At 63.9% G+C, this 23299-nt stretch carries 27 protein-coding genes; 10 read left to right on the top strand and 17 right to left on the bottom strand.

Translation table 11 applies throughout. The features are described 5' to 3' along the window. The first annotated feature begins 390 nt into the window (after positions 1-390). Complete coding sequence (gene galE / locus AC27VQ_RS04970; RefSeq protein ID WP_313526764.1) at positions 391-1383, top strand: UDP-glucose 4-epimerase GalE; 993 nt, start codon at positions 391-393, stop codon at positions 1381-1383. 9 nt (positions 1384-1392) lie between these two features. Here galE and AC27VQ_RS04965 read toward each other — a convergent pair whose 3' ends face one another. From AC27VQ_RS04965 to AC27VQ_RS04910, 12 genes are all read right to left on the bottom strand, one after another. Next, positions 1393-1692 carry a chorismate mutase family protein gene (locus AC27VQ_RS04965; protein WP_313526761.1) on the bottom strand — a complete coding sequence of 100 codons (300 nt, stop codon included), beginning with the start codon at positions 1690-1692 and terminating at the stop codon, positions 1393-1395. A gap of 431 nt (positions 1693-2123) precedes the next feature. Beyond that, the gene (locus AC27VQ_RS04960) at positions 2124-2354 is read right to left on the bottom strand and encodes a hypothetical protein (RefSeq protein WP_313526758.1); all 231 of its coding nucleotides are present in this window, start codon (positions 2352-2354) and stop codon (positions 2124-2126) included. Between the two features lie 77 nt (positions 2355-2431). Beyond that, positions 2432-2662 carry a hypothetical protein gene (locus tag AC27VQ_RS04955; protein WP_488715443.1) on the bottom strand — a complete coding sequence of 77 codons (231 nt, stop codon included), beginning with the start codon at positions 2660-2662 and terminating at the stop codon, positions 2432-2434. Positions 2663-2737: 75 nt separating this feature from the next. Further along, positions 2738-2968 (bottom strand): hypothetical protein, encoded by a 231-nt coding sequence (locus tag AC27VQ_RS04950; RefSeq protein WP_488715442.1) that lies wholly within the window; start codon positions 2966-2968, stop codon positions 2738-2740. 77 nt (positions 2969-3045) lie between these two features. Continuing rightward, complete coding sequence (locus AC27VQ_RS04945) at positions 3046-3276, bottom strand: hypothetical protein (protein WP_488715441.1); 231 nt, start codon at positions 3274-3276, stop codon at positions 3046-3048. 75 nt (positions 3277-3351) lie between these two features. Continuing rightward, positions 3352-3585 (bottom strand): hypothetical protein, encoded by a 234-nt coding sequence (locus AC27VQ_RS04940; protein WP_488715440.1) that lies wholly within the window; start codon positions 3583-3585, stop codon positions 3352-3354. Between the two features lie 74 nt (positions 3586-3659). Next, positions 3660-3908, bottom strand: a complete 249-nt coding sequence (locus tag AC27VQ_RS04935; protein ID WP_488715439.1) for a hypothetical protein — start codon at positions 3906-3908, stop codon at positions 3660-3662. A 492-nt stretch (positions 3909-4400) separates the two neighbouring features. Next, positions 4401-5570, bottom strand: coding sequence for a M20 aminoacylase family protein (locus tag AC27VQ_RS04930; protein ID WP_488715438.1), 1170 nt, complete (start codon positions 5568-5570; stop codon positions 4401-4403). Position 5571: 1 nt separating this feature from the next. Continuing rightward, on the bottom strand, positions 5572-6390 hold the full coding sequence (locus AC27VQ_RS04925; protein ID WP_488715437.1) for an ABC transporter permease: 819 nt from the start codon (positions 6388-6390) through the stop codon (positions 5572-5574). After that, entirely contained in the window at positions 6390-7118 is a 729-nt protein-coding gene (locus AC27VQ_RS04920; RefSeq protein ID WP_488715436.1) for an ABC transporter permease, read from the bottom strand. Before AC27VQ_RS04920 ends, AC27VQ_RS04925 begins: the two co-directional genes overlap by 1 nt. A 69-nt stretch (positions 7119-7187) precedes the next feature. Next, on the bottom strand, positions 7188-7970 hold the full coding sequence (locus AC27VQ_RS04915; RefSeq protein ID WP_313526741.1) for a transporter substrate-binding domain-containing protein: 783 nt from the start codon (positions 7968-7970) through the stop codon (positions 7188-7190). Between the two features lie 29 nt (positions 7971-7999). After that, positions 8000-8773, bottom strand: coding sequence for an ABC transporter ATP-binding protein (locus AC27VQ_RS04910; RefSeq protein ID WP_313526739.1), 774 nt, complete (start codon positions 8771-8773; stop codon positions 8000-8002). Between the two features lie 213 nt (positions 8774-8986). Between AC27VQ_RS04910 and AC27VQ_RS04905 the strand changes: the two genes are divergently transcribed. From AC27VQ_RS04905 to AC27VQ_RS04885, 5 genes are all read left to right on the top strand, one after another. Continuing rightward, a complete protein-coding gene (locus AC27VQ_RS04905) occupies positions 8987-9865 on the top strand; it encodes a dimethylarginine dimethylaminohydrolase family protein (RefSeq protein ID WP_488715435.1) in 879 nt (292 codons plus the stop codon). An 11-nt stretch (positions 9866-9876) separates the two neighbouring features. Then, complete coding sequence (locus tag AC27VQ_RS04900; RefSeq protein ID WP_421594184.1) at positions 9877-10515, top strand: TetR family transcriptional regulator C-terminal domain-containing protein; 639 nt, start codon at positions 9877-9879, stop codon at positions 10513-10515. A gap of 33 nt (positions 10516-10548) precedes the next feature. Further along, on the top strand, positions 10549-11739 hold the full coding sequence (locus AC27VQ_RS04895) for a pyridoxal phosphate-dependent aminotransferase (protein WP_488715434.1): 1191 nt from the start codon (positions 10549-10551) through the stop codon (positions 11737-11739). Continuing rightward, positions 11736-13343 (top strand): 5-guanidino-2-oxopentanoate decarboxylase, encoded by a 1608-nt coding sequence (locus tag AC27VQ_RS04890; protein WP_488715433.1) that lies wholly within the window; start codon positions 11736-11738, stop codon positions 13341-13343. The genes AC27VQ_RS04895 and AC27VQ_RS04890 overlap by 4 nt, the downstream gene beginning before the upstream one ends. A gap of 177 nt (positions 13344-13520) precedes the next feature. Next, positions 13521-14372: a hypothetical protein gene (locus AC27VQ_RS04885; protein WP_488715432.1), complete on the top strand. Its 852-nt coding sequence runs from the start codon at positions 13521-13523 to the stop codon at positions 14370-14372. Positions 14373-14418: 46 nt separating this feature from the next. On the opposite strand, the gene mscL is transcribed toward AC27VQ_RS04885, so the two are convergent. After that, positions 14419-14859 carry a large conductance mechanosensitive channel protein MscL gene (gene mscL, locus AC27VQ_RS04880; RefSeq protein WP_488715431.1) on the bottom strand — a complete coding sequence of 147 codons (441 nt, stop codon included), beginning with the start codon at positions 14857-14859 and terminating at the stop codon, positions 14419-14421. Positions 14860-15045: 186 nt separating this feature from the next. Here mscL and AC27VQ_RS04875 point away from each other — a divergent pair, with 186 nt between their 5' ends. Further along, positions 15046-18546, top strand: coding sequence for a PAS domain-containing hybrid sensor histidine kinase/response regulator (locus AC27VQ_RS04875; protein WP_488715430.1), 3501 nt, complete (start codon positions 15046-15048; stop codon positions 18544-18546). 2 nt (positions 18547-18548) lie between these two features. Here AC27VQ_RS04875 and AC27VQ_RS04870 read toward each other — a convergent pair whose 3' ends face one another. Both AC27VQ_RS04870 and AC27VQ_RS04865 read right to left on the bottom strand, forming a co-directional pair. Then, complete coding sequence (locus AC27VQ_RS04870) at positions 18549-19202, bottom strand: response regulator (protein ID WP_488715429.1); 654 nt, start codon at positions 19200-19202, stop codon at positions 18549-18551. A 75-nt stretch (positions 19203-19277) separates the two neighbouring features. Further along, positions 19278-19706, bottom strand: coding sequence for a hypothetical protein (locus tag AC27VQ_RS04865; protein WP_488715428.1), 429 nt, complete (start codon positions 19704-19706; stop codon positions 19278-19280). Positions 19707-19813: 107 nt separating this feature from the next. On the opposite strand from AC27VQ_RS04865, the gene AC27VQ_RS04860 reads away from it, so the two are divergent. The 3 genes from AC27VQ_RS04860 (at position 19814) to AC27VQ_RS04850 (ending at position 21579) form a co-directional block, all read left to right on the top strand. Then, complete coding sequence (locus tag AC27VQ_RS04860; protein ID WP_488715427.1) at positions 19814-20158, top strand: DUF952 domain-containing protein; 345 nt, start codon at positions 19814-19816, stop codon at positions 20156-20158. Further along, positions 20158-21243 (top strand): quinone-dependent dihydroorotate dehydrogenase, encoded by a 1086-nt coding sequence (locus AC27VQ_RS04855; protein ID WP_488715426.1) that lies wholly within the window; start codon positions 20158-20160, stop codon positions 21241-21243. The genes AC27VQ_RS04860 and AC27VQ_RS04855 overlap by 1 nt, the downstream gene beginning before the upstream one ends. A gap of 138 nt (positions 21244-21381) precedes the next feature. Next, positions 21382-21579: a DUF2934 domain-containing protein gene (locus AC27VQ_RS04850; RefSeq protein WP_488715425.1), complete on the top strand. Its 198-nt coding sequence runs from the start codon at positions 21382-21384 to the stop codon at positions 21577-21579. A gap of 21 nt (positions 21580-21600) precedes the next feature. On the opposite strand, the gene AC27VQ_RS04845 is transcribed toward AC27VQ_RS04850, so the two are convergent. Continuing rightward, on the bottom strand, positions 21601-22962 hold the full coding sequence (locus tag AC27VQ_RS04845) for an MATE family efflux transporter (protein WP_488715424.1): 1362 nt from the start codon (positions 22960-22962) through the stop codon (positions 21601-21603). After that, a complete protein-coding gene (locus AC27VQ_RS04840) occupies positions 22959-23294 on the bottom strand; it encodes a putative quinol monooxygenase (protein ID WP_488715423.1) in 336 nt (111 codons plus the stop codon). Before AC27VQ_RS04840 ends, AC27VQ_RS04845 begins: the two co-directional genes overlap by 4 nt. Positions 23295-23299 lie beyond the last annotated feature (5 nt).

The following is a 23299-nucleotide window of genomic DNA, read 5'->3' as shown; positions in this document are numbered from 1 at the left end:
AAAGCAACCTTCGGTGGTGCGGCATTCGTCGAAAGCTGGTTGGGAAAGTCTTTCACTGCGCACGTACAATGAGATTCAACAGTTTGGTCGGCCAGGGGAATTACCCCATCGATTTGAAAGACGGCTGTGTTTCAGGCGGGTTTGATGGAGCCTGACTGATAAGGAATTTGTTTTGGCTGACGAATGAGCGAATAACCATCTTCAGCCTTGTTTTCCACGGAACCACGGCGCTTCGGACGTCTCAAGGACTGGCGGCATCTCGCTGCACGCCGTGATATGTGCCCAATGCCTTATCTTTCCAATGTGTAAGAACGCGCCGGCGCGATTGCGGTTGCGTCTTGTCGGCCGGCGCGCTGATATGCCTGAAATTCGAACGATTCGGGGATATTCATGGCGGTTCTGGTTACGGGCGGCGCGGGTTACATCGGCAGCCACATGGTCTGGGCGCTGGTCGACGCCGGCGAAGAGGTGGTGGTGCTAGACCGGCTCTCCACCGGCTTCCGCTGGGCGGTCGCGCCCGAGGCGCGCTTCTATGAGGGTGACATCGCCGACACCGCGCTGCTGTCCACCATTTTCAGCGAAAACAGCATCGACGCGATCATTCATTTCGCCGGCTCGATCATCGTGCCGGAATCCGTCGCCGATCCCCTCTCCTATTACGAGAACAACACGGTCAAGTCACGGGCGCTGATCGCGGCAGCCGTGGCGGCCAAGGTACCGCATTTCGTCTTCTCGTCGACGGCGGCCGTCTATGGCACGCCCGACGGCACCGAGCCAGTGCTGGAAACCGCCGCCCTTCGCCCGGAATCGCCCTATGGCGCCTCCAAGCTGATGACGGAGATCATGCTGCGCGACACCGCCGCCGCACATGACTTCACCTATACGGCGCTGCGCTATTTCAACGTCGCCGGCGCCGATCCGCGCGGCCGCACTGGCCAGTCCACGGCGGGCGCCACCCATCTCATCAAGGTCGCCAGCGAGGCGGCCCTTGGCAAGCGCAACGGCATGGACGTTTACGGAACGGACTACCCGACGCCTGATGGCACCTGCGTGCGCGACTATATCCATGTCAGCGACCTTGCCAACGCGCATCTCAAGGCTTTGCAGCGCATGCGTGCCGGCGGCGGCTCGATCGTCGCCAACTGCGGTTATGGCAAGGGTTTCTCGGTGCTGGAGGTGCTCAAGCAGGTCAAGGCCGTGTCGGGCCAGGATTTCCCGGTGCGGTTCGCCGGCCGCCGGCCGGGCGATGCCGTGCTGATCGTCGCCAATCCCTCCATCGCGATGACGGAACTGAACTGGCAGCCGCAGCATGACGATCTCGATTTCATCGTGCGCACGGCGCTCGACTGGGAAGAGCATCTCGGCAAGCGCAACCAGATCTAGGTGATCTGCTCAGCCCTCGCCGAGCTCCGCCTTCTCATAGGCGATGGCGTGCTGGATGAGCTGCGCCCAGATCTCCTCGTAGAAATCGCCGTCGAGGCCATGGGCCAGCGCATTGCGGTTGGCGTTATCGCGCACTTCCTTCACACGCACCGGCACGTCGGCGGGAATGCCCAGGCCCGCCTTGATCTCGGCGGCACGGCGAATGAAGCTCCAGCGCTCCTCGAAGAGCGCCATCAGCGCCTGGTCGACCCGGTCGATGTTTTCGCGGATCTCCGCCATCGTCGTGCAGTCTTCAGCCGTCTTCGCCATTCCGGTCTCCTTTTGCGAGACCCGGATAGCAGAGGAATGTGCGGGGGGAAAGGCGTCTCGCTGTCGCGAGACACTAGGCCACATGCAGGCCCGGGGGTTAAGCAAAAGGAGGGTGCGGTCCTGTCTTTCGCTTGCGGGCCTGCATGCTGGCCGAGGCGGAACCTAGGCATGCAAGCTGGCGCGAAGCTGGATGCAATTACGTTACGTGAAGTTAAATTCCGATCGCTAATTTATTAATCAATCCAAGCCCTCTAACGGCGAGAGCGACGCTCGGTATGCGCTGCACACACGGCAATCGCGCCGAGGCCTTTCACCCTTGCAGCGGCAACAAAAAACCTCCGCCGGGGGGAACGGCGGAGGTTTGACAGGCGGGTCCTCAGGACCGAGGCAGAGAGGGGGCGCCTCGCAACAGACCCAGCCTATGGTCGCGGTTAGTAGCGCGGTGCAGCGTCGCCGTAGCGGTTGGCCGCCGGATCGACGTAATCGACCTTGCCCTGCGGGCCGCTGTTGCTGATCGACGCGGTGGTGGTCTGGTCGATAACCGGCTTGCCGGCGTTCGGGCCGTACTGCTGGACATCGGTGCGGCCGAAATTCGGGTTTTCAGCGAAAGCGGCACCGGCGGAGAGCGACAGGGCGGCGATGGCGATTGCGAACTTGTTCATGGTCTTAACCTTTCGAATTTTGGGAGGATCAGCCGACCGGACCTGCCGGTCGGCGAAGGGCCTGTGTCAGGCGTCGATTAACGGCCGGCGTAGGGAGCGCCGTCGCCGTAGCGGGTCGAGGACGAGATCGCGACTTCCTGGTTGGACGAAGCAGCGGCATCCTTGTGCGACTTGATCGATGCGGTGATCGAGTGGTCGACGGCCGGCTGGCTGGCCTGGAGGTCCGTGCGGCCGAAGTTGGGGTTTTCAGCGAAGGCGGCACCGGCGGAAAGCGACAGGGCGGCGATGGCGATTGCGAACTTGTTCATGGTCTTAACCTTTCGAATTTGGGAGGATCAGCCGACCGGACTGCCGGTCGGCGAATTGCCTTTTTGAGGCGTTGATTAACGGCCGGCGTAGGGAGCACCGTCGCCGTAGCGGGTCGAGGACGACAGAGCGACTTCCTGGTTGGACGAAGCAGCGGCATCCTTGTGCGACTCGATCGATGCGGTGATCGAGTGGTCAACGGCCGGCTGGCTAGCCTGGAGCTCGGTGCGGCCGAAGTTGGGGTTTTCAGCGAAGGCGGCGCCAGCGGAGAGCGACAGGGCGGCGATGGCGATTGCGAACTTGTTCATGGTCTTAACCTTTCGAATTTTGGGAGGATCAGCCGACCGGACCTGCCGGTCGGCGAAGGGCCTGTGTCAGGCGTTGATTAACGGCCGGCGTAGGGAGCGCCGTCGCCGTAACGGGTCGAGGACGAGATCGCGACTTCCTGATTGTCAGCAGCAGCGGCATCCTTGTGCGACTTGATCGATGCGGTGATCGAGTGGTCGACGGCCGGCTGGCTGGCCTGGAGGTCCGTGCGGCCGAAGTTGGGGTTTTCAGCGAAGGCGGCACCGGCGGAAAGCGACAGGGCGGCGATGGCGATTGCGAGCTTGTTCATGGTTTAAACTTTCGAATTGGGGAGGATCAGCCGACCGGACCTGCCGGTCGGCGATGGGCCTGAATGAGGCCTTGATTAACGGGTGGCGTAGGGAGCAGCATCACCGTAGCGGAGCACCGACGCGCTATCCTTGCCGACGGCGCGCTCTGCGGCGTAGCCATTGCTGGACTTGATCGACGCCGTGGTGGTGTGGTCGACGGCGACCTGGCGGGTCTGCGGGAAGTCGTTGGTGCCGAAGTTGGGGTTTTCGGCGAAAGCGGCACCGGCAGAGAGCGACAGGGCGGCGATGGCGATTGCGAACTTGTTCATGGTCTTACTCTTTCCTATCTGATGGGGAGCGGTCGGCCTTCCGGCGCGCTCCGGGCTTGTTTTTGGCGTTTTGCTCAGCGGCTTGCGTAGGGAGCGCCGTCGCCGTAGCGATTGGCAGCAGGGTCGATGTGATCGACGACGCCGTCGGATGCGGCAGGGCGTGCCATATGCCCAACCGAAGAAGTGACCGTCTGGTCGGTAATCGACTGGCCGGCTTGCGGGCCGGAGGTGAAGACATCGGTGCGTCCTGCATAGGGGCTTTCCGCGAAGGCGGTGCCGGCCGTGAGGGCGAGCAAGGCGGTGGCAACAACGAGCTTCTTCATGGTGGTATTTCCTTTTGTTCTTGCGATGCTCTCCAAGAGGTTGCCCCTGAATACCCCTTTGATATGGACCCTCATTAAATGGTACGCAAGTTTGAGGGCAGTAAACTAATTGTCAATGAAACGTTGACGATCAAAGCGCCGTTTTGAACGGCCGCGCGGGGCGCGCGGAATCGCTCCGGCAGCGGGTATCACCGCGCCGAAGAATCTGAACTATCTATTTGTTTTTAAAATATTTTATTCGCCGATCGCCGCATCGCGATACGGCCAAGAATCGCTCATTAAGAAATGTGGCACAGGAAGGCCAGGCGGCGATTTCAAGGTTTTGCGGCTCGCGGCCGATCACATCCGCGTGCTTTTTCAGGGGCACCTAAGGCAGGTTTTGTGGGCGGACGGTTCACGAAAAATGACGAAAAGGTGGCGAAACGGTCCGCCAACCCTTGCAAGCCACACCGGATTCGCGATGCGCAAACCCGGTCCCTTGCAAAAAACCGCTCAGGCGGCCCGAAGATAGTGCTCGGCAAGCTCCGTCCAGAAGGCGGCACCGACCGGAAGCAGGTCATCATTAAAGTTATAGCCGGGGTGATGCAGCGATTTGTCGTTTTCGCCGCTGCGACCACCCAGGAAGAAATAGGTGCCGGGGCGTTCCTTCAGCATATAGGCAAAATCCTCGCTGCCCATGAAGGGGCGTTCGAGGTCGACGACCTTGTCTGCCCCGGCAAAACGGATCGCCAGGTCGCGCACCAGGTCGGTCTCGGCCTTGTGGTTGATGGTCGCGTCATAGAAGCGCTGGTAGTTGACCGTCGCGCTCATGCCGTAGCTCTCAGCCTGCCGTTCGGCGATCAGCCGGATGCGGCGCTCCAGTTCGTCGCGCACGCCGGGATCGAAGGAGCGGATGCCGAGCACGATTTCCGCGCGGCTCGGGATGATGTTGCTGGCCGAACCCGAATGGAACGAGCCGACCGTAACAACCGTCGGGTCAAGCGGGTGGATGTTGCGCGAGACGATGGTCTGCAGCGCCATGACGATGGAAGCGCCGCAGACGATCGGGTCCAGCGTCTCCTGCGGTTCGGCGCCGTGGCCGCCGACACCGTTGACGGTGATACGCGCCTCGTCGACCGCCGCCATGATCGGGCCGTCGCGCAGCGCGAACTGGCCGAAGGGCAGGTTCGGCTCGTTGTGCAGGCCGAAGACGGCATCGCAGGGGAACTGATCGAACAGCCCCTCTTCCACCATGATCCTGGCGCCGCCGAAGTTTTCCTCGGCCGGCTGGAAGATCAGATGCACGGTGCCGTCGAAATTGCGCCGCTCGGCAATCGCCTTGGCCGCGCCCAGAAGCATGGTCGTGTGCCCGTCATGGCCGCAGGCATGCATCTTGCCGGGCGTCTTGCTGGCATAGGGCAGACCGGTCTCTTCGAAGATCGGCAGGGCATCGATATCGGCGCGGATGCCGATGGACTTGCGGCCGGTGCCGTTGGTGAGCGTCGCGACGAGGCCGGTCTTCGCAAGGCCGCGCGTCACTTTATATCCATAGCTTTCCAGATGGCGGGCGATGACGTCGGAAGTGCGAAACTCCTCGAGGCCGAGTTCGGGATGTTCGTGCAGGTCGCGGCGGATCGCCACCAGTTCGGGCATGGAATTTTGAAGCGACGTATGAATGGACATATCAGGCACCACGCGAAGGAATTTTGCTTTCGAAATAGCGGAAGGCCACGACCAGAATGGCCGTGAGGCAAAGATAGATGAGGGCGAGCAGCAAAAGCGGCTCATAGGTGAGGTAGGTCGCCTGCCGCACCTTGGAGATGACGGCATAGACGTCGATTACGGTGATCGTCGCGACGAGCGGCGTCGATTTCAGCTGCAGCACGGTTTCACCGTTCAGCGTCGGCAGCGCGCGATAGACGGCGCGCGGGAGCCAGATGCGGCGGAACATGGTGAAGGGACTCATGCCATAGGCCCGCGCGGCCTCCAGTTCCCCCGGCGGCACGCCGGCAAAGGCGCCGCGCATCACCTCGCCCTCATAGGCGGCGAAGGACAGCGTCAGCGCCGCCACGCCATAGGGCCACGCCTCGCGCAGATAGGGCCAGAGGAACGAGCTGCGGATGCCGGGAAACTGCGGAAACAGCGACCCCAAGCCATAATAGAGCAGCCAGAGCTGAAGCAGCAGCGGCGTACCGCGGATGATGGTGCAGAAGCCCTTGGCCAGCATCTTCAGCGGCCATGGTCCCGTCACCTGCACGAGGCCGATCGGCACGGCGAGAAAGAAGCCGAGGATCGAGGTGGCAAACAGCATCAAAAGCGTCACACCGACGCCATGGGCCAGCGCGCCGGAATATTTCGGCACCCATTCCCAGCGCATGAACCAGATGACGCAGAACACGAAGATCGCGGCGATCGCCATCAGCACGATGCGGTGCGGCTTGAAGAAGCTCTGCCGGCTCGGCAGTTCGGTCAGCGCCACGGCGGAAACGGTCTGCTCGGTCATCACGCCGTCCTCGTCATGCCGCGCCGGTAGTGGCGCTCGATGAAGCCGATCAGCACGTTGGAGATCAGCGTGATCATGAGGTAGAGCACGCCCGCCGCGCAGAAGAACAGCAGATAGGCCTTGGTGCTGCCCGCCGCCTGGCGCGTCACCAGCGTCAGCTCGGAGAAGCCGACGACGGCCAGCAGCGCTGTATCCTTGGTGGCGATGAGCCAGAGATTGGAGAGGCCCGGAATGGCGTGGGGCAGCATGGCCGGCAGCGTTATGCGGCGCATGATCTGGGTGGGTGACATGCCATAGGCGCGCGCCGCCTCGATCTGGCCTCCCGGCACCGCCTTGATCGCGCCGCGGATGACCTCGGTGGAATAGGCGCCCTGCACGACGCCGATGACGAAGATGCCGGCGGCAAGACCGCTGATATCGACCGCACCCCAACCGAAGGCCGCGGAAATCTGGCTCAACACATCCGTGCCGGCATAATAGAGTATGAGGATGAGCACGAGCTCCGGCACGGCGCGCACGAGCGTCGTGTAGACCTCAAGCAGGTCCTTGGTGACAGGGCCGCCGTAAAGCTTGCCCATCGCGCCGCCCGTGCCGAGGATGAGGCCGAGCCCGTAGCCGCCGACGGCGATCTGGATGGAATTCCACAACCCCGCCAGAAGGACCCCGCCCCAGCCGGGCGGCGCGAACGCAAGCAGGCTCCAGTTGATCAGCGATCCGGCATCGGCCATGGGGTCTCGTGTCTGTTCGAGGAGAATTGCCGGCGGCGCGGGCCGCCGGCATCATCATGCGAGGCCTGATCAGCCGCCGTAGACGTCGAAGTCGAAATACTTCTTCGAGAACGTGTCGTAGGTGCCGTTGGCGCGGATCGCCTTGATGGCAGCGTTGATCTTGTCCTTCAGCTCCGTCTCGCCCTTGCGCAGACCGACGCCGACGCCGAGGCCGAGGATTTCCGGATCGTCCTTCACGGTGCCCTTCATGTCGCAGCAGGCCGAGCCCTGTTCGGTCTTCAGGAAGTCGCCGAGCGCAATCGAGTCGGCCTGGACGGCGTCGATACGGCCGGCGGCGAGGTCGTTGTTTGCCTCATCCTGCGTCTGGTATTCCTTGACCGTCGCACCGGCGGCGCCGAAATACTTGTTGGCATAGACCTGGTGGATGGTCGCGACCTGCACGCCGAGCGTCTTGCCGGCGAGGCCTTCCGGCGTGGCGTCGAACTTCACGTCCTTGGCGCCGATGATGCCCGGAGGCGAGTTGTAGTATTTGTCGGAGAAGTCGATCGTCTGCAGGCGCTCCGCCGTGATCGACATGGAGCCGATGATCATGTCGATCTTGTTGGTGGTCAGCGCCGGGATGATGCCGTCCCAGGCGACGGGCGTGATGACGCAGTCGAGCTTCGCTTCCGCGCAGATCGCCTTCATGAAGTCCACTTCCCAGCCTTCCCAGTTGCCCGAGGCGTCCGGCGAGGTGAAGGGCGGATAGGGTTCGGCGGCAAAACCGACGCGGACCTGCTCGGCCGCGGCACCCGAAATGGCCGAAAGGCCGATGACGGCAGCAAGGGCGATTGTCTTCAAGGCACTCTTCATGATTTTCCCTCTGTTGGTTTTTTTGCTTCTCAGTGGATGGAGCTGATGAACTTCTTCAGCCGCTCCGATTTCGGTGCGCCGAAAATCTCGTCGGGCGGGCCCTGTTCCTCGATGACGCCGTTCGCCAGAAACACGACATGGCTTGCCACGTTGCGCGCGAACTTCATCTCGTGCGTGACGAGGATCATGGTGCGCTTTTCCTTGGCGAGGTCGCCGATGACGGTGAGCACCTCGCCCACCAGTTCCGGATCGAGCGCGGAGGTGGGTTCGTCGAAAAGCATGACATGGGGCTGGATGGCGAGTGCGCGGGCAATCGCCGCACGCTGCTGCTGGCCGCCGGAAAGGAAGGCCGGATAGGCATCGCGCTTCTCGTGGAGGCCGACGCGGCGCAAGAGCGTTTCGGCACGCTCGATCGCCTCGTCCTTCTTGATGCCCAGCACATGCACCGGCGCCTCGATGACGTTTTCGAGGATCGTCATGTGCTGCCACAGATTGAAGCTCTGAAAAACCATGCCGAGGCGGGAGCGCAGGCGCTGCACCTGCTTGCGGTCGGCCGGCATCATGCCGCCATGACCATCCTTCTTCATGGCGATCGTCTCGCCATGAATGGTCACCGTGCCGGCGCTCGGCAGCTCCAGCATGTTGATGCAGCGAAGGAAGGTCGACTTGCCCGAGCCCGATCCGCCGATGATGGCGATGACGTCGCCCTCATGCGCGGTGAGCGATACGCCCTTGAGAACCTCGAGCGGTCCGAAGCGCTTGTGCAGTTGCGTGACCGCGATAGCCTCGGCGCGTTCCGTCATCGTGGAGAGACCTCCAGCGCACGGAAAATCGATGCATGACACATGCCAAATTCCCCTGTTTTTCAGCGTTCCCGCGGGCATCTTCGGCCCGTCGTTTCGTCTTGTGGATTGCATCGTGGCACTTGTTAAGAAATTGTTCAAGCGTATAATAGCGTCGTCGCTGACTTTTCTGGCAGCATCCGCTTTCGATCAAAAATTCCTTGGGAGTATTGAATGACCGCCTTTGGTTCGCAGGAAATGTCGGCCCCCCTGATGCGCGTTCTGATGCGCCGCCCCGGCGCCAGCCTCTCGGCCGCCGATCCCGCCAAATGGCATTACGGCCCGACCTTCGATGGTGCGCGCGCCGTGCACCAGTACAAGGCCTTCGCGGACCTCGTCGAAAAATCCGGCACCGAGATCATCTGGCTGGAAGACGACGGCGACGGCTTGGCCGACGCCATGTTCACCCATGATCCGTCGCTGATGTCCGACCATGGCGCGATCCTGCTGCGCATGGGCAAGCCGCTGCGTGTGGCCGAAACCGCCCTGCACGAAAAGGCCTATGCCGAGCGCCAGATCCCGATCCTCGGCCGCATTACGGGCGAAGGCACCGTGGAAGGCGGCGACTGCATCTGGCTCGACGCCAAGACGCTGGTCATCGGCCGCGGCGTGCGCACCAACCAGGAAGGCATCGACCAGATCTCGAAAATCCTCGCGCCGCATGGCGTCACGGTTCTCGCCTATGACCTGCCGCTCTGGCACGGCGAAGAGGCCTGCCTGCATCTGATGAGCGTGATGAGCCCGCTCGCCGACAATCTCGCTTTGGTCTTCGCGCCCCTTCTGCCGGCCGCCTTCTACCAGCTCCTGAAGAAGCGCGGCGTGACGCTCATCGAGGCGCCGGCCGACGAGTTCCACGCCAGCAACGGCCTGTCGCTCAACGTGCTGCCGACCCGCCCGCACGAGGTCATCATGGTGGAGGGTTTCCCGGCCACCAAGGCGGCCATGGAAGCGGCCGGCTGCACCGTGCAGACCTTCGAGGCCGATGCGCTGTGCATCGCCTGCGAAGGCGGCCCGACCTGCCTGACGCGGCCGGTGCTGCGCCGCGCGGCGTAACAGGAGACCATATGGCCCGCCGGACCTTTCATCGCGCCCCCGAGGCCGAACGCCGCCACGATCTGATCGAGGCGACGCTCGACTGCATCGCGGAATACGGGCTCGAAGGCGCGACGGTCCGGCAGATCGCCATCAAGGCGGGCGTCACGGCGGGCCTGATCCGGCACTATTTCCAGTCCAAGGAGCATATCCTTCAGGAAGCCTATCGGCTGGTCATTGCCCGTCTCACCGAAAAGGCCGAGCGGGTGTCGGGTGACGCGCAAACGCGGCTGCGTGATTTCATCGTCATCAACCTGACGGAACCGGTCGCCAACAGCCGCAGCCTGTCGCTCTGGGCCTCGTTTATCAGCCGGGTCAGCGTCGATCCGGAATTGGCCGCTATCCACCGCGAGGGTTATCTGAGCTTTCGCGACACGCTGGAAAGCCTGCTGGCCGATTTCCTCGCCGCCCGCGGCGCGGATTCCTCACCGGAACGCTGCCGTACGCTTGCGATCGCGATCAACGGCCTGCTCGACGGCCTCTGGCTCGAAGGCTGCCTGGCCGGCGAGCTGTTCGGCGACAGCGAACTGGTCGAGATCGCCCTGACCTCGATCGAAACCTTGCTTGGATTACGCCTGAGACCGGTCGACGCCCCGTCGTCCGGTCGTTAAATCCCCTTAAATTTTCAAATGCGGAGAACGGCCATGCGCTATGCGTCCATCACAGACCGGCTTCAGAACCTCGGTTCGGAAAAGTGGGCGATCCACGCCGAGGCGCGGCATATGAAGCGCGAGGGCAAGGCGATCATCGAGCTCACCATCGGCGAGCCCGACGTGCCGCCGGATCCGGCCCTGCTGGCCGAAGCCGTGCGCGCTATGCATGCCGGCCGCTACCGCTATTCCAACGGCCGGGGCGAACCCTCCGTCGTCGATGCCGTCGTGCGCAAATACCAGAAGCGCCGCAGCGACGTAACCGCCGAAAACGTGCTGTGTTTCCCCGGCACCCAGACGGCCCTCTTCGCCGTCATGCTCGGCCTCGTCGAGATGGGCGATGCCGTGCTCGTCGGCGATCCGCTCTATGCCACCTATGAAGGCGTCATCCGCTCGACGAGCGCCGTCCAGGTGCCCGTGCCACTGCGGCCGGAAAACGGTTTTCACATGAAAGCCGCCGATCTTGAAGCCGCCATCACGCCCGACTGCCGCGTGCTGCTGCTCAACACGCCGCACAATCCGACGGGCGCGGTGCTGACGGCGCAGGAAATCGCCGAGATCGGCGCCGTCTGCCGCAAACACGATCTCTGGATCGTCTGCGACGAGGTCTATGAACAGCTCGTCTTCGGCGCGACCTTCGCCTCGCCCTTCGACAATACCGATCTTGCCGAGCGCACCATCGTCGTGTCGTCGATCTCGAAATCGCATGCCGCACCCGGCTTCCGCAGCGGCTGGACGGTCGGCCCGAAAGAGTTCTGCACGCGCCTGCTCGCCGTCTCCGAAACCATGCTGTTCGGCGGCCAGCCCTTCATCGCCGACATGACGGCCTATGCGCTCGACAATCCGATCGCGACCGCCGCCACCATGCGCCAGACCTACAAGGCGCGTGCCGCCCGCTTTGCCGATGCGCTGTCGCGAGCGCCCGGCCTGACGCCGCTGCCGCCGGAAGCCGGCATGTTCATTGTCGTCGACGTTTCCGGCACCGGGATGAGCGGCGAGGATTTCGCCTGGGCGCTCTTGCGCGAGGAAGGGGTCGCGGTGATGCCAGGCTCGTCGTTCGGAGAGCAGGCGGCGGGCTTCATCCGCCTCAGCCTCACCGTGCCGGATGCCCATATCGACGAGGCCTGCCGGCGCATCACGGCGCTTGCCGCCCGATCCACCCAGCCGAAGGAGCGCCGCGCATGACCACGAAAACCGTAGGTGAAGTCCTCGTCGATCTCCTGGAGGCCAATGGCGTCGAGGTCGTGTTCGGCATTCCCGGCGTCCATACCGTCGAACTTTATCGTGGTCTTGCCGCCTCGAAAATCCGCCACATCACGCCGCGCCACGAACAGGGCGCCGGCTTCATGGCGGATGGCTATGCCCGCGTTTCCGGCAAGCCGGGCGTCGCCCTCGTCATCACGGGTCCCGGCCTCACCAACACCATCACGGCGATGGCGCAGGCCCGGCAGGATTCCGTGCCGATGCTGGTCATTTCGGGCGTCAACAAGCGCGATTCGCTCGGCCACGGCCGCGGCCTGCTGCATGAACTTCCCGACCAGCAGGGCATGATGAAGACGCTGGCGCTCTATTCGCACACGCTGCTGAACCCCGCCGACCTGCCGCTCGTCGTCGAGCGCGCCTTCGCCGTGCTGCTGTCCGGCCGCCCCGGCCCTGTCCATATCGAAATCCCGACGGACGTGATGGCAAAGCAGATCGAGACGGGGACCTTCCCCGCCGCCGTCGCGACACGCCCGCGCGCGGACGCCGAAACGCTGCAACGCGCCGCCATCCTCTGCACCAACGCTTCGCGCCCCGTCATTCTCGCCGGTGGCGGCGCGATCACGGCGGAGGAGGAAATCCGGGCACTCGCCGAGCGCATCGGCGCCCCCGTCGTCACCACGGTCAATGCCCGCGGCATGCTTGCCGGCCATCTGCTCTGCGTGCCGGCGAGCCCCAGCATGAAATCCGTTCGCCGTATGCTGTCGGATGCCGATCTCGTCGTCGCCTTCGGCACGGAATTCGGCCCGACCGACTACGACATCAATGTCGACGGCGGCTTCCCGCGGCTGCGCTCGCTGATCCGCATCGATATCGACGCCGCCCAGCTGGCCCGCACCCCGCAATCCGGCCTGTCGATCTTCTCCAGCGCCAAGACGGCCGCTGCCGGCATGCTCGGCTTCCTCGAAGGCCACAAGATCATCAGCAATGGTGCCGCCCGCGCCGAGACCGCGCGCAAGGGCGCCTGGAACGAGCTGACCCCGAAGATGCAGGCGGAAGTCGGCGTCATCGACGCGATCTACCGCACCTTGCCCAGGGCGATCATCGTTGGCGACTCGACCCAGGCCGTCTATGCCGGCAACTATTATTGCGCGGCCCCTCGCCCGCGCAGCTGGTTCAATGCCGCGACCGGCTATGGCGCGCTCGGCTTCGCCCCGCCCGCCGCCATTGGCGCAGCGCTGGCCGAGCCGGATGCGCCGATCATCTGCCTCGTCGGCGACGGCGGCCTGCAATTCTCGCTCTCGGAAATCGGCTCGGCCGCCGATGCCGACGCCCGCGTGATCTTCCTCGTCTGGAACAATGACGGCTATCAGGAGATCGAGAATTTCATGGTGGATGCCGGCATCACGCCGGAAGGCGTCAAACCCTCGGCGCCGGATTTCATCGCCATCGGCAAAGCCTATGGCGTGCCCTCCGAGCACCTCGCCGACGTCAAGGACCTGCCGGCGGCGCTGGAGCGGGCCGCGGGTCGTAACGGTCCGAGCCTTCTGGAAATCCACCAGACCAAGACGAAGGGTGCGACTGCCTGACCGGTCGCATACAATTCCTGCGGGTTTTCGTCGCTGCAACCTGTAGCGGCCGGGTCTTTGCAAATCGTCGTTTATTTGCCATGGATGCCCGGCCGTTGCCACCTCCTGCGCCGACGGCCGGAAAACGGACCGGGTAGAGGGTTGACGGAGCAGCAGACATTTCCAGGGCCGGCTTACGTGAAGATGCCCGCCGGCACCCGGCCGCCAAAGTCCACGCTCCTGCGGCGCGCGCTCGACTGGGTGCCGCTGCATGATTTCACGGCGGCCCATATCGGCTTTTCCGGACGTTTCAATCGCGCTGTAAAGCGCCTCGAAGCGGAGGGCGGCCGTGCGTTGCCAGCCGCGCAGGCGCATTTCCACTTCTCCGATGCCCTCCTGCTATCGATCGATCCAAAGGCCGTCACGATGCGCCTGCTCGATCACGTCGTGGATCATGGCCGCATCCGCTGGATCGGCACGCATTTCCTCGATGGAAGCGACTGGCGATCCATTCTTGCTCCCGTGGATAAGTCATATTCCCACGCGGAGATCGTCGAGCTTTGCAAGAACCGGGAAAACTTCCGGAATGGACCGCGTTACAAGCGATATGCCGAGCGGATCGCCAAGGGAGAAACGGTCCGCCGCAACCGCATAGCGCTCGACACCACGGACAAGCTCGACGGCTATTTTGAATACTATCTCGCCCTGATCTCTGATATCCAGAAGAACGGCATCGTGCCGCATTCCGATCTTGGCTTGCGCGGCCAGACCGGCCACCGGCACCGCTGGACGCGCACATTCTGGCAGGACTTCGCCGAACGCGATATCGGTATCGCGATTGACGCCGATGGCCGGCTCGTGCGCCACACCAATGGCAAGCACCGCATGGCGGTGGCGCTCGCCCTCGGCCTGCCGCGCATTCCCGTCGAGATCCGCCTGGTGCATGCACGCTGGCTGCAACGCCAATCCGAAAAGCTCGGCCTCCCGCCGAAAGATGCGCTTCTCGCAACGCTGGAAGACGCCCGCGCCAACGGCTGGCCGGCAAGATAAAGGCCCGGCGAACCGGGCCTTTCTGCAAATCTCAGCTTACGAAACCTCAGACGGCCGGGCGGCTTTTCAAGAGGTCGCGGATTTCCGTAAGGAGCAGAACGTCTTCCGGCGGCGGCGCGGGCTCGGCCGCACCTTCCGCCTTTTCCCTTTCCAGCGACGCACGCATGCGGTTCACGCCCTTGATCATCAGGAAGATGATCCAGGCGAGGATGACGAAGTTGATGAAGACGGTGATGAAATTGCCGTAAGCGAAGACGGCGCCCTGCTCGCGGGCGGCAGCCAGCGACGTCGCCGTCACATTGCTCGACAGCGCGATGAAATAGTTGGAAAAATCGAAACCGCCCCCTGTCAGCGCACCGACGATCGGCATGACGAGGTCGTTGACGACGGATTCGACGATCTTGTTGAAGGCTGCACCGATGATGACACCCACCGCAAGGTCCATGACATTGCCGCGGGCGATAAACGCCTTGAACTCATTGAGCATAAGCCTCTCCTTTTGCTGCGACGCAAAAGCAAACTAGTGCAGTTTTTTGCAGGAGGAAACTGCACTCCATCAATATTGAGGGGTTTATCCGCGACGTCTTTCCCGCCTCAGACCTTCGGCGCAATTTCCTTCGCGCCCGCTTTGCCCTATTCTGGCTGCAAAGGCCGATGGACTGCGGGAGGAAGCATGCCGGGCTCGCTGATATTCGCGCTCGCGCTCGCCTATCTCTTGCTGCTCTTTGCGGTCGCAAGCTACGGCGATCGCAAGGCAAAACGCTCCGAGCGCGCCGTCAAGGGCCGCCCGCTCGTCTATGCGCTGAGCCTTGCGATCTACTGCACGTCTTGGACCTATTTCGGCGGCGTGGGCCTCGCGACGACTCATGGCCTGGAATTCGCCGGCATCTATATCGGCCCGATCCTGATGTTCACGCTCGGCATGCCGCTGATCCGCCGCATCGTGACGCTGGCCAAATCCGAACGGCTTACCTCGATCGCCGATTTCGTCGCCGCCCGCTACGGCAAGAACCCCGGTGTCGCCGCCGTCGTCGCGCTCATCTCGCTGATCGGCTACATCCCCTATATCGCGCTCCAGCTGAAAGCCGTGTCGAGTTCGGTTTCGGCCATGGTCGATACGACCGGCTTCGGCATCGCTGCCTCCGGCGGGCTCATCGACCTGCCGCTGGTCGTCACGCTCTTCCTCGCCTGCTTCGCCATCGTCTTCGGCACGCGCCATACGGACGCGACCGAGCACCAGGATGGCCTGATCCTCGCGATCTCGATGGAATCGCTGGTCAAGCTCATCGCCATCGCCTCCGTCGGCCTCTACGTGCTCTATGTGATGTTCGACGGGCCGGGCGATCTCTGGCGAGAAGCCTCGCAGAACGAGCGCGTCATGCAGGCGCTGACCTACGAGACGCCGGTGGCGCGCTGGGTCCTGCTCATCGTGCTCTCCGCCTTCGCCATCATCATGCTGCCGCGCCAGTTCCATGTGACCGTGGTCGAAAACCGCACGGCCGGCGAACTGCGCACGGCCGGCATCCTCTTCCCGCTCTATCTCGTCGCCATCAATCTCTTCGTGCTGCCGGTCGCCATCGGCGGCGTCATGACCTTCAACGGATCAGGCGACGGCGACCTCTATGTGCTGACCCTGCCCTTCGCGCTCGACCAGCCGGTGCTGACGCTGATCGCCTTCGTCGGCGGCTTTTCCGCCGCCACCGCCATGGTCATCGTCGCCTCGGTGGCGCTCTCCATCATGGTGTCGAACGACATCGTCATTCCCGTCGTGCTCCGGCGAAATCTCATCGGCGGCGTCGAGCAGCAGGACGACCTGTCACGCATGCTGCTCATCATCCGCAGGCTGGCGATCTTCTTCGTGCTGCTGCTGGGTTATGCCTATTACCGCGCCGCCACCGCCAATGCCGGCCTCGCCTCGATGGGCCTGCTCGCCTTTGCCGCCGTCGCGCAGGTGGCCCCGACCATGCTCGGCGGCCTGTTCTGGCGCAATGCCAATGCGCGCGGCGCCATGGCCGGCATGATCTCAGGCCTCGTCGTCTGGGCCTATCTGCTGTTCCTGCCGAGCATCGGGGTGGCCGACAATGCCTATGTCGCCGAAACCATTCTCGGCTTCCTCTTCCCCGGCTCCACCGTCTTCACCGGCGCCAATGCCGATCCGCTTGTCAACGCCACCCTCGTCGCGATGATGGTCAATATCGGCGCCTATGTCATCGGCTCGCTGACACGCAACCCGACCTCGCTGGAGCGCTTGCAGGCAGGCACCTTCATCCGTTCCAAGCCCCGCCTCGAACGCGCCTTCCGCGGCCGCCGCACGAAAGTCACCGTGCGCGACCTCAAGAGTACCATCGGCAAATATCTCGGCGAGGAGCGCATGCAACGCTCCTTCCACACCTATGAGCGGCAGGTCGGCCGCTGGCTGGAGGACAATGCGCCGGCCGATGCGGCCATCGTGCATTTCTCCGAGCAGCTGCTCGGCAGCGCCATCGGCTCCTCCTCCGCCCGGCTCGTGCTTTCCCTCGTGCTCCAGCGCATCGACGACACGCCGACGGACACCGATTGGCTGCTCGATCAGGCCAGCGAGGCGCTGCAATACAATCAGGACATGCTGCAGACGGCACTCGGCCAGATGGACCAGGGCATCGCCGTCTTCGACAGTGCCGGCAACCTCACCGTCTGGAACCGCCGCTTTCGCCAGTTGCTCGACCTGCCGGAATATGTCGGTCAGGTCGGCTTTCCGCTTTCCGACATCGTGGAGATCCTCGCCGAGCGCGGCGATATCGCGGAAGAGGAACGCGCGGCCACCATCACGCGCACCATGACCTATGACGAGCCCTTCGCGCTGGTGCTGGCGGGCGGCGAGCGCATCGTGGAAGTGCGCACCAATGCCATGCCGGAAAAAGGCTTCGTCTCCACCTATACCGACATCACCGACCGTGTCGCCGCCGACCGCGCGCTGAAACAGGTCAACGAGACACTGGAACACCGCGTCGCCGAGCGCACCGCCGAACTCACCCGCGTCAACACCGAGCTTGCCGAAGCGCGCGCCGCCGCCGAGGAGGCCAATATCGGCAAGACCCGCTTCTTCGCCGCCGCCGGGCACGATATTCTCCAGCCGCTCAATGCCGCCCGTCTCTATTCCTCCTCACTGGTCGAACGACTCGGCGAAACGGAAAACCGCGAGATGATCCACAACATCGATTCCTCGCTGGAATCGGTGGAGGCGATCCTCGGCGCCGTGCTCGACATTTCCCGCCTCGATACCGGCGCGATGAAGCCGCGCGTGCAGACGGTGGCTCTGAAGGACCTGCTGAAGCGCATCGAGACCGACTTCGCGCCAATGGCGCGCGCGAAGAACCTTAAGCTGACCGTGCTCTCCAGCTCGCTCGCTATCCGCACCGACCCGAACCTTCTGCGCCGCGTCGTGCAGAACCTCGTGTCGAACGCCATCAAATACACCCATTCCGGCAAGGTGCTGGTCGGCGTGCGCCGCAAGGGCGGACAGGCCGTGATCCAGGTGCTCGATTCCGGCATCGGCATTCCCGCGTCGAAATTCCGCACGGTGTTCAAGGAATTCGCCCGGCTCGACGAGGGCGCGCGCACCGCGCCGGGCCTTGGCCTCGGCCTCTCCATCGTCGATCGCATCTCGCGCGTGCTGTCGCACCCCGTCGAACTGCAATCGACGCCCGGCCGCGGCACCAGTTTCAAGGTGCGCGTGCCGATAGACGCCGCCGCCAGCCGCCACGTCGCCGACAAGCCGGCCGTGGTACCCGTCAGCGACGAGCCGCTGAAGGGCCTGCGCGTGCTTTGCATCGACAACGAACCGAAAATCCTCGACGGCATGCGCCTGCTGCTTTCCGGTTGGGGCTGCACGGTGACGCTGGCCGAATCCGTCGCGGCGGTCGAGGCGCTGGTCGCCACCGGCCCGCCGGCCGTGGATGCCGTGATCGCCGACTACCATCTCGACGACGGCACCGGCATTGCGGCCATCGGTAAACTCCGCACCGCGCTCACCCGCGAGGTCCCCGCCCTCCTCGTCACCGCCGACCGCACGCCGGAGGTGCGCGCCGAAGCCGATCGGGACAACATTCTCGTGCAGAACAAACCGGTGCGCCCGGCCTCCATGCGCGCTTGGCTGACGCAGTTTTCAGCGTTGCAGCGGGAGGCGGCGGAGTAAGATCAGGCAGCCGCCTGCGCCGCGCCGATCTTGCCGAGCTGGATGACCGCCTGGGTGCGGCTGTCGACATTGAGCTTCAGGAGGATTGCCGAGACATGCGCTTTGATGGTCGCCTCGGAGACGCCGAGCTCGTAGGCGATCTGCTTGTTGAGCAGCCCTTCGGCCAGCATGGCGAGCACGCGCGATTGCTGCGGCGTCAGCGTGCGCAGCCGTGCGATGAGATCGGCGACCTCGCCGTCCTGCTCCGGCCCGCGCACATAACCGCCGGGCGTATAGATATTGCCGGCCAGCACCGAGCCGATGCCCTCGCGGATATCCTCGATGGAGGCCGATTTGGAGATGAAGCCGGAGGCGCCGAGATCGAGCGCGCGGCGGATGGTGACGGGATCGTCGCTCGCCGAGACGATCACGACGGGCAGGCTCTGGAATTCGGCACGCAACGAAATGAGGCCCGAGAGGCCGCTGACGCCGGGCATGGCGAGATCGAGCAGCAGCAGGTCCGCATTGGCATTGGTTTCGGCGGCCTTGCGCGCCGCTTCGAAATCGCCGGCCTCGACGATATCGGGATTGCCCTCCATGCCCGTCAGCGCCTGCTTCAAGGCGCCGCGAAACAGCGGATGGTCGTCCGCGATGATGATCGTGAGTGCCGATGCCATGCGCTCCCTCCCAAGAGTAAATGGCCCAAAAGTATAGGACCTGATGACGGAGGCGGCGCGGGCGCAGGCTCTCCGTCAGGTCTTCTGCGGGTCCGTGCCTTTCTCGGGAACGGCTTTCTCCTCTCCGTCCTCGAGATTTTTCACGATGCCCATGAACCTTTGCATCATCTTTTCCATGACGGTCATGGTCCGGTCAATCTCTTCATCCGTCGGCAGCGACGGTTTTGCATCCGTCAGGCCGGTTGTGCCGCCCTTTTCCAGCGCCTCGACGCGCCTGGTCAGCAGATCGAGCTCCTTCTCGAAGGCCGCGCGCTCGTCGGCGGCCATACGGCAGACGATCTGGCCATCCTTTTCGCGGCAGAGCGAGATATCGCCCGAGGCGGTGTCGAGACGGATGAAACCGGTCTCGGTCTTTTCCATGCGGTAGCGGCCCTCGCCATCCGCATGGGCGGAGCCGGCGAGGATGAGGGCGGCGAAGGTCAGGGGCAGGGCAGAGATTCGCATGCAAAATCCTCCAAGAGCCGGTTTCCGGGGCTTTCACCGGTGGACATCTGCCGTTCTTTCCGGCAAGCGCTACCCTAAAGACGGCAGGCAAGGGAGAAACGGACGCAATGGCCAAAACAATCTACAAGATCGTTCCGGCAAGTCTGTGGCAAAATGCCAAGGCGGCCGGGATTTTCGAGGGCGCCGCCATCGACCTGACCGACGGCTACATCCATTTCTCCACCGCGCCCCAGGCGAAGGAAACCGCCGCCCGCCATTTCGCCGGCCAAACGGACCTGCTGCTCGTGGCCGTGGATGGCGACGCGCTCGGTGAAAAACTGGTCTTCGAGACCTCGCGCGGCGGCGATCTCTTCCCCCACCTTTATGCTGCGCTGACTCTGTCCGCCGTGCTCTGGGAAAAGCCCCTGCCGCTCGGCGTCGATGGCGCCCACCAGTTTCCGGAGATGCTGTGATGTCGCTGCTTTCGACCCTCGGCCGCAAGGGCCTCTTCCTGTTCGATCCAGAAACCGCGCATGGCCTGTCGATCGCCGCGCTGAAGACCGGCCTCGTGCCCGCCTGCCCCGCCAGGGCCGATCCGCGGCTGGCCCAGACCGTCGCCGGCGTCACCTTCCCCAACCCGATCGGCCTCGCCGCCGGCTACGACAAGAATGCCGAAGTGCCGGAAGCAATGTTGCGCCTCGGCTTCGGCTTCACCGAGATCGGCACCGTGACGCCGCGCGCGCAGGACGGCAATCCGAAACCACGCATCTTCCGCCTCGTCGAGGACGATGCCGTCATCAACCGCCTCGGCTTCAACAATGAAGGCCATGCCGCCGCGCTGGAACGGCTGAAGGCCTGCCGGCGCGATGCGCTGATCGGCGTGAATATCGGTGCCAACAAGGACAGCGAGGACCGCATCGCCGACTACGTGGCAGGCATCCGCACCTTCTACGATGTTGCGCGCTACTTCACCGCCAACATCTCCTCGCCCAACACGCCGGGCCTGCGCGACCTGCAAGCGAAGGAAAGCCTGCATGCGCTGCTCTCCGCCGTGCTTTCTGCCCGCGCCGAAGAGGCGACGCGCAGCGGCCGCCAGGTTCCGGTCTTCCTGAAGATCGCGCCCGATCTCACCGAAGAAGGCCTCGACGACATCGCCGAGGTGGCGCTCGCCCATCCGCTTGACGGCCTCATCGTCTCCAACACGACCCTGTCGCGCGCCGGCCTGCGCAACGTCAGCCATGCGGGCGAGGCCGGCGGCCTCTCGGGAAAACCGCTCTTCGAAAAGTCCACGGTGGTGCTGGCCAAGATGCGCAGGCGCGTCGGAGAAACCCTGCCGATCATCGGCGTCGGCGGCGTCTCCTCGGCGGAGACGGCGGCGGAAAAGATCCGGGCGGGCGCCAACCTCGTGCAGCTCTATTCCTGCATGGTCTATGCCGGCCCGACCCTACCGGGCGAGATCGTCACCGGCCTCTCGCGAATTTGTGATCGCGAGCAGATCGCTTCGATTTCAATGCTTTGCGGCACCCGCACCGATCATTGGGCCAATCGCAGCCTTTAAACGTCACACCGGAACCAAAGTCCTCCCGCAGGGTTTAACTCTTGCGGGTGGAGTGTTCGGCAAAAGCCGAATCGCATCGACGGTAGCCTGCACCGATCCCGCCGCATAAGGGCCAAAAGGCCAGGAAGGGACGATACCATGGATGACCAAAGCGAACGGATCCGCAAAAGGGCGCACGAGATCTGGGAAGAGGAAGGCCGGCCGGAAGGCCGCGAATATTCGCACTGGCTGCGCGCCAGGGCCGATATCCAGGCAGAGGACGGCGAAAAGCCGACACGGCCGGAAAGCCCGCTTGATTTCCTGGGTCTCAGTATCGGACGCATTCAGCCGGCCTAAAGGCCGGCCCTCTGCCGGAGATCATCTCCGGTCCGCCAAGGAGAACTGCCGGCCGGCGAGCGCCGGCAGGCGCATCGCCAGGAAACTCCCCCGGAAAGCCAGGAAGAGATTGAGCGCCAGCCACAGGCCGTGATTGCCCAACAGCGGCACGAAGACAGCGAGCGCGGCGAGATAGCCGATAAAGGCCGCCAGCATCATGTTGCGCATGGCGCTCGACCAGGTCGCGCCGATGAACACGCCATCCATCTGGAAGGCGAGCGCCCCAGTGATTGCCGTCAGCGCCGCCCAGGGCAGATATTTCACCGCTTCGGCCCGCACGCTTTCCGTCGTCGTCAGCAGGCCGACAATATTGGCTCCGAAGATCAGGAAAAGCCCGGTAGTGACGACGCCGAGGCCGAGCGACCAGAGGAAGGTGAGTTTGACAGCCCTGTCGAAGGCTGGCCGGAAATTCGCTCCGAAGGCGCGGCCGACGAGCTGCTCGGCCGCATTGGCGATGCCGTCCAGATAGTAGCCGGCGACGAGGAAGATGTTCATCAGAACGGCATTGGCGGCCAGCACCAGCGGCCCCATGGACGAGCCGATGCGGGTCATGATCGCGAAGGCGCCGATCAGCACGAAGGTGCGGATCATGATGTCGCGGTTGAGCGAAAACAGCGCCTTCAGCCGCGCCGGCGCAAAGATTTCCGCTCGCGAGGGACGGTCGGCGCGTTCGAAGCGCGAGACGACGATGGCAAGGCCCGCCAGCGTGCCCACCGTTTCGCCAGTGAACGTGCCCCAGGCGATGCCGGCAATGCCCCAGCCGAACCCAAGGCCAAGCGTGATCGACAACACGATGTTGATGCCGTTGATGATCGCCTGCAGCAGGAGCCCCGTCATGCCCTGCCCGCGCCCGAGCACGAAGCCGAGGAGCGCATAATTGGCGAGCGCCATGGGGGCGGAGAGCACGCGGATCATGAAATAGGTCGAGGCGACCTCGGCCACTTCCGGCGTCGGCGCCATCAGGAAAAGTCCGCCTGACAGCAGGAGCGGCGAGAGCAGCATCAGCACCAAGCCCGAACAGAGCGCGATGGTGAGCGAACGCCAGTAAACTGCCTGCTCTTCGCGCCTATCGCCACGGCCGAAGGCCTGCGCCACCAGTCCGGTTGTCGAGGCGCGCAGGAAATTGAAGCTGCCGAGCAGGAGATCGAAGATGACGGCGGCGACGGCCATGCCGGCCAGCGCATCCGCCGAGCCGAGCCGCCCGGCCACCGCCGTGTCCGTCAGGCCGAGCAGCGGCGTCGTGAGAAAGCCGAGCGTCATGGGAATGGCGATCGCCAGCACCAGCCGGTGCGTCACCTCGAAGGGACCGGACCCATCGTTTTCGCTTACCGCCGTGGCACTCATGCAAACTCCCCCTCAGGCCGGCCCTCTTTCGCGTCCATCCGGATCGGCGTCACCGGCAGGAGACGCAGCGAGCGGACCATCGCGGCGGTCTGCGTCTTGTATTTGAGAAAATGCGGCGTGGCGAGGTGCGACTGATAGGCCGCCTCGTCGGAATAGACCTCCAGAAGCCGCACCCTCTCCGGCGCCTCGTCCAGCGAGACCGCATGCAGCATCAGCACCCCCGGCTCGAGCCGCAACGAAGCTTCGATCTCCTCGGCGAGCAGCGCCTTGTAGGCGTCGAGCTGCGCGGGATCGATCTCCAGATCCGCCATGCGCACGATCCTGCCGCCCATGCGTG

This window comes from Shinella sp. 20P9.1.1 (assembly GCF_057798995.1).
Note: the sequence above shows the minus strand (reverse complement) of the source record. Positions and strands in the feature narration are given on the sequence as shown.

Coding starts and splice junctions, on each gene's coding strand:
- galE (WP_313526764.1), top strand. CDS start 391: ATGGCGGTTCTGGTTACGGGCGGCGCGGGTTACATCGGCAGCCACATG.
- AC27VQ_RS04965 (WP_313526761.1), bottom strand. CDS start 1,692: ATGGCGAAGACGGCTGAAGACTGCACGACGATGGCGGAGATCCGCGAA.
- AC27VQ_RS04960 (WP_313526758.1), bottom strand. CDS start 2,354: ATGAACAAGTTCGCAATCGCCATCGCCGCCCTGTCGCTCTCCGCCGGT.
- AC27VQ_RS04955 (WP_488715443.1), bottom strand. CDS start 2,662: ATGAACAAGTTCGCAATCGCCATCGCCGCCCTGTCGCTTTCCGCCGGT.
- AC27VQ_RS04950 (WP_488715442.1), bottom strand. CDS start 2,968: ATGAACAAGTTCGCAATCGCCATCGCCGCCCTGTCGCTCTCCGCTGGC.
- AC27VQ_RS04945 (WP_488715441.1), bottom strand. CDS start 3,276: ATGAACAAGCTCGCAATCGCCATCGCCGCCCTGTCGCTTTCCGCCGGT.
- AC27VQ_RS04940 (WP_488715440.1), bottom strand. CDS start 3,585: ATGAACAAGTTCGCAATCGCCATCGCCGCCCTGTCGCTCTCTGCCGGT.
- AC27VQ_RS04935 (WP_488715439.1), bottom strand. CDS start 3,908: ATGAAGAAGCTCGTTGTTGCCACCGCCTTGCTCGCCCTCACGGCCGGC.
- AC27VQ_RS04930 (WP_488715438.1), bottom strand. CDS start 5,570: ATGTCCATTCATACGTCGCTTCAAAATTCCATGCCCGAACTGGTGGCG.
- AC27VQ_RS04925 (WP_488715437.1), bottom strand. CDS start 6,390: ATGACCGAGCAGACCGTTTCCGCCGTGGCGCTGACCGAACTGCCGAGC.
- AC27VQ_RS04920 (WP_488715436.1), bottom strand. CDS start 7,118: ATGGCCGATGCCGGATCGCTGATCAACTGGAGCCTGCTTGCGTTCGCG.
- AC27VQ_RS04915 (WP_313526741.1), bottom strand. CDS start 7,970: ATGAAGAGTGCCTTGAAGACAATCGCCCTTGCTGCCGTCATCGGCCTT.
- AC27VQ_RS04910 (WP_313526739.1), bottom strand. CDS start 8,773: ATGACGGAACGCGCCGAGGCTATCGCGGTCACGCAACTGCACAAGCGC.
- AC27VQ_RS04905 (WP_488715435.1), top strand. CDS start 8,987: ATGACCGCCTTTGGTTCGCAGGAAATGTCGGCCCCCCTGATGCGCGTT.
- AC27VQ_RS04900 (WP_421594184.1), top strand. CDS start 9,877: ATGGCCCGCCGGACCTTTCATCGCGCCCCCGAGGCCGAACGCCGCCAC.
- AC27VQ_RS04895 (WP_488715434.1), top strand. CDS start 10,549: ATGCGCTATGCGTCCATCACAGACCGGCTTCAGAACCTCGGTTCGGAA.
- AC27VQ_RS04890 (WP_488715433.1), top strand. CDS start 11,736: ATGACCACGAAAACCGTAGGTGAAGTCCTCGTCGATCTCCTGGAGGCC.
- mscL (WP_488715431.1), bottom strand. CDS start 14,859: ATGCTCAATGAGTTCAAGGCGTTTATCGCCCGCGGCAATGTCATGGAC.
- AC27VQ_RS04875 (WP_488715430.1), top strand. CDS start 15,046: ATGCCGGGCTCGCTGATATTCGCGCTCGCGCTCGCCTATCTCTTGCTG.
- AC27VQ_RS04870 (WP_488715429.1), bottom strand. CDS start 19,202: ATGGCATCGGCACTCACGATCATCATCGCGGACGACCATCCGCTGTTT.
- AC27VQ_RS04865 (WP_488715428.1), bottom strand. CDS start 19,706: ATGCGAATCTCTGCCCTGCCCCTGACCTTCGCCGCCCTCATCCTCGCC.
- AC27VQ_RS04860 (WP_488715427.1), top strand. CDS start 19,814: ATGGCCAAAACAATCTACAAGATCGTTCCGGCAAGTCTGTGGCAAAAT.
- AC27VQ_RS04855 (WP_488715426.1), top strand. CDS start 20,158: ATGTCGCTGCTTTCGACCCTCGGCCGCAAGGGCCTCTTCCTGTTCGAT.
- AC27VQ_RS04850 (WP_488715425.1), top strand. CDS start 21,382: ATGGATGACCAAAGCGAACGGATCCGCAAAAGGGCGCACGAGATCTGG.
- AC27VQ_RS04845 (WP_488715424.1), bottom strand. CDS start 22,962: ATGAGTGCCACGGCGGTAAGCGAAAACGATGGGTCCGGTCCCTTCGAG.
- AC27VQ_RS04840 (WP_488715423.1), bottom strand. CDS start 23,294: ATGGGCGGCAGGATCGTGCGCATGGCGGATCTGGAGATCGATCCCGCG.